At 67.7% G+C, this 4,020-nt stretch carries 5 protein-coding genes; 4 read left to right on the top strand and 1 reads right to left on the bottom strand.

The annotated features are described in order from the left end of the window. Positions 1-320 precede the first annotated feature (320 nt). On the bottom strand, positions 321-1,307 hold the full coding sequence (locus ACWCQ6_RS36135; protein WP_451096602.1) for a HEAT repeat domain-containing protein: 987 nt from the start codon (positions 1,305-1,307) through the stop codon (positions 321-323). Between the two features lie 247 nt (positions 1,308-1,554). On the opposite strand from ACWCQ6_RS36135, the gene ACWCQ6_RS36130 reads away from it, so the two are divergent. The 4 genes from ACWCQ6_RS36130 to ACWCQ6_RS36115 form a co-directional block, all read left to right on the top strand. Then, entirely contained in the window at positions 1,555-2,154 is a 600-nt protein-coding gene (locus ACWCQ6_RS36130; RefSeq protein ID WP_451096600.1) for a recombinase family protein, read from the top strand. After that, positions 2,151-2,732, top strand: a complete 582-nt coding sequence (locus tag ACWCQ6_RS36125; protein ID WP_451096598.1) for a hypothetical protein — start codon at positions 2,151-2,153, stop codon at positions 2,730-2,732. The genes ACWCQ6_RS36130 and ACWCQ6_RS36125 overlap by 4 nt, the downstream gene beginning before the upstream one ends. Further along, positions 2,722-3,216 (top strand): hypothetical protein, encoded by a 495-nt coding sequence (locus tag ACWCQ6_RS36120; RefSeq protein ID WP_451096596.1) that lies wholly within the window; start codon positions 2,722-2,724, stop codon positions 3,214-3,216. Before ACWCQ6_RS36125 ends, ACWCQ6_RS36120 begins: the two co-directional genes overlap by 11 nt. A 236-nt stretch (positions 3,217-3,452) precedes the next feature. Beyond that, on the top strand, positions 3,453-4,020 hold a 568-nt coding region (locus ACWCQ6_RS36115), incomplete at its 3' end, for a DUF4158 domain-containing protein (RefSeq protein WP_451096594.1).

The following is a 4,020-nucleotide window of genomic DNA, read 5'->3' as shown; positions in this document are numbered from 1 at the left end:
CACCCGCCACTCGTCCAACGGGGCACACACGGTGACAGACACCGGTCCCCCTGCGAGGAATACAGGCCACCCGATTAACGGCGCTTACCAATCTCGACCCCCGGATCACCGCGACGGCTGGCTCGGGGAGTTCAGCCCGCTGGAGGGCGTGACGGGGCGGGCCGTCACCGCCGCCGTCGAAGGCGAGCAAGCGCAGCAGCAACGGTGTCGGCAGCGCCGGGTTGCGGGCGACTCCGTCCAGGGGTGCCGTTAACGAGCGGCGACCCAAGTGACAAGTAACTCGTGAGTAACTTTTGGAGTGACGCGCTCTTGGTCCGGGATCACCGGCGCTCGCAAGATGTCCATCCGGCGCGGTGGAGCAGGTTTGTTGCAGCCATCCGAACGTTCGGGTTCTCGTCCTGGAGAAGCTCGCGGGCTGCTGCGCCGTAGGTTGTTTCATCGTTGCTGACCTGGAGCAGGTGCACCAAGGCTCGACGTCGAACCCAGTGGTCCGGATCCTTGAGGGCCGATGCGAGCACCGGGGCAGCCTCGCTGTCGAGCTCGGCCAGGGTCTGTGCCGCGTCCATCCTCACTCCCCGGTCGGGGTCGTCGGCCAGCGCCTGGACCAATACGTCCCGAGCGCGATCGGTGAGGGGTTGACGTCCGCCCAGCGTGTAGGTGGCGGCTCGTCGTTCTTCAGGGGATTTCGAGGTGGTCAGGATGTCGATGAGCTCGTCGGGACTTTCGTGTCTCTGGCCGCGGAAGTCGGGGATGAGCCGGCCTCCCGGCAGTGTGTCGAGCCAGTGCTCGTACCAGGCGAGGAAGTCGGGCTGGGGATGGAAGACCGGAGGTATGGCAAGGTCTCCGAGGTTGGCGTCGAGGAGTCGGCCTCTGGCGGGTCCCGAGACGACCAGCAGTGTCATCTCCAGGCAGCCGCGATGGACGACGGTGTGGGTGCCGGCGTAGGGGCTTTTCTGAGCGTCGCGGAGCCGGGCCCAGTCGGCGGCGACGGAGTCGGTCGGCTCCAGCTCAAAGAAGTGTCCGAGTTGCTGACTGGGGTCAGGGATGTCGTGGGCGGACCAACGCGTCAGAGGGAGTAGTCCGCCGTCGGGTCCGATGCCTCCGTTGCCGATCTCGCGCAGGAACGTGCGATAGCTACGGGGAATTCGGGCGCCGTGTGCTGTCTCGTAGGCGACCACTCGTTCTTCGCTGAGGGGGGCGCCCAAGCGTTGACCACCGGGTGCCCGCACAAAGGTCCGCGGGCGAGGAACGGGCTCTGTACAAGCAGCGGCCAGTTTGGATCGGATGCGGGCGACGATGTCGTCCATGACTGCTTCTTCCAGGAGGCGGCATCACCTTATGGGAGGCCACGTTGGCCGACATCCTATTCAGGGAGACTTCCCGGGCAGGATCCGACCGTCCTTCCCGACCTCCTGGCCGTGTTCGTTTGGGGAACCCTCAACGAACACTGGCGATCTTGAAGGCTGGGAAGCCGCGACCAGCCCTGACGTCGTCTCATTTAGGGCGTCCGGTGATCTGTACGGTCAGCGGGGGCTATCCGTACACTTCTCGCCTGTGACCGGACTTCTCACGGGCTACGCCCGATGCTCCACCGACACCCAGGACCTGACGGCCCAAAAGGAGATCCTGCTGGGCCTCGGCGTCCCCGAAGGCCGGATCTATCTCGACCACGGCCTGACCGGCACCCACCGCAACCGGCCAGGCCTGGACCAGGCCCTGGCCGCCGTGCGCGCCGGTGACACGCTCGTGGTGCCCAAGCTCGACCGCCTCGCCCGCTCCGTGCCCGACGCCCGCGACATCAGCGACTCCCTCGTCGCCCGCGGCGTCAAGCTCTCCCTCGGCGGCACTCTCTACGACCCGGCCGACCCCATGGGCAAGATGTTCTTCAACATCCTGGCCACCTTCGCCGAGTTCGAGGTCGACCTACTGCGCCTGCGGACCCGGGAGGGCATGGCGGTCGCCAGGGCCAAGGGCAAGCTGAAGGGCAAGCAGCCCAAGCTGACCGCCCGCCAGCAGGCCCACCTGGTCGAGCAGCACGCCACCGGCGAGCACTCCATCGCCGACCTCGCCGAACTCTTCTCCGTCAGCCGGGCCACGGTGTACCGCGTTCTGGAGCGCGCCGCCGCGGCAGCCCTACCGCGCGTCCGCGCATGACTGCCATCCGGCCGCACGGAGCCGACGACACTCTCGACCCGGCCTGGTGGGCCGAGGACCCCGAGCGCTGGGACCTCCTGCGGTTCGAAGCAGCTCACGACGAAAACGGCCTGCCGCTGGACCGCTGGTGGAAGGACCGACGGGACGTCCTGGAGGCGCTCGTCCTCGCTCCAGGACCGGTCGACCACGACCTCGCCCTCTTCCTGCTGGACCAGGAGATACGGTTCCACCGCCACTGCTGGGGCTTCAGCCACAGCATCGAAGTCGCCGCGCTCCTGCTTGCCGAGCACCATCGGCCCGACGACGTCTGGCACCTGTGGCGGGCGATCACCACCAGCTTCGACACCTGGTGCGGCCTGCCCCATCAGTTCTTGCTCGCCGGCGGAGGAACGCAGCGCACGATCTTCTATGCAGCCGACTCCGGCCACGAACAGCGGGACAATCTGCTGGGGCACCTTCTTGGGCTCCAGGCTGCGACCGACGACAACGTCACCGCGCTCATCGCAGAACGCCGCAAGTACTACACCGACACCCTCCGCGAAATCGCCGACACCCCGGAGCGCGATGATGACTGCTGAGGAGCCGATCTCCGGCATCCCCGTGCCGTCGCCGCGCGATGTCGCCGCCTGGTTCACGCTCGGCTCGGTGTCCACGCGGACACCTTGGTGGGCGGCACAGTGGCTGGCCGACGGCCACGACGGCGAAGCTCTCCGTGAAATGGCCGGGCTCAACGGCCGCGACACCCGGGCCCTCCACGACCTGCTGCCCGCTGTCCTGGCCGAGATGAGCGTCAACCCCCTCCCCGGAACCCTCGAAGCCGTCACGACGGTCTTCCGCAACCTCGCCGCGGACTGCCTGTCCGGCCAGCTCGATGAACGCTCAGTCGCGCGCCAGGTCGAGGAGATCGTCATCACCCACGACTACGCCTCCGAGATCACGGATCTCCCACTCGGGCAGTTGTACGGCCTCAACGACGAGTGGCAGGGCGGATGGGGCGCCACCGTGGACCAGCTGCGCAAGACAGTCCGTGCTTGGTGCGCTGACCAGCTGGCCTCGCCGTGACGCCACGATCACGCGATAAACCTCCACTTGAACCCGAAGATCTCCAGGCCAGGAACCTACTCAGTCATATCCGCCTGAATTTTCTCCAGTACTACGGCGACCCCAAGTTGGCCGCGCCTCTACCAGGCCCGCCCGCCGGGCCGGGGCGCTTCGCCGATACCCGCGCCCGCCGTACGGCGGCGCCTCTACGGTCCAGCCCGACAGGTGATCACGGGGCCTGCGGAAGGAGCTGAGCAGTGGGGCGGGATCTGGGTCTGGACGGGGTGGTGGACCACTTCACCCTGTCCAGCGACGAGGCGGGCTGGTTACGGAACAAGACCGGCGCCACGAGGCTGGGCTTCGCCGTTCAGCTCAAGTTCTTGACCTGGCGCGGCCGGTTTCCCCGGATGCGACTGGAGCTGCCGCCCGACGCGGTCGAACACGTCGCCAAGCAGGTCGGCGTCGCCGCGTCCGAGCTGGCCTTCTACGACTTCACATCCCGCGCGGCCAAGCGGCATCGCAGCCAACTGCGGGATCTGACCGGGTGGCACGAGTGCACCAAGACCGACCTCGTCAAGCTCGTCTCGCACCTGGTGGACGTGATCTGGCACGACGAGCGACGCGAGGAGCAGGTGCGGGCCGAGCTGCTGCGGCAGATGCGCGTGGACCTGATCGAGCCGCCGACCGCGGCCCAGGTCGACACGATCATCCGCTCCGCACTGCACCAGGCCGACGAACGCGCCGTCGCCGAGGCCGCCGCCCGCCTGGCGCGGGCGGCGGGCTTCACCCCCCACCAATACGCCCAGGTCTTCAAATCGCTGAAAC

Source organism: Streptomyces sp. NPDC001880, from assembly GCF_053594575.1.
The sequence above is the reverse complement of the archived record's forward strand: the minus strand, read 5'-3'. Positions and strand labels throughout refer to the sequence as shown.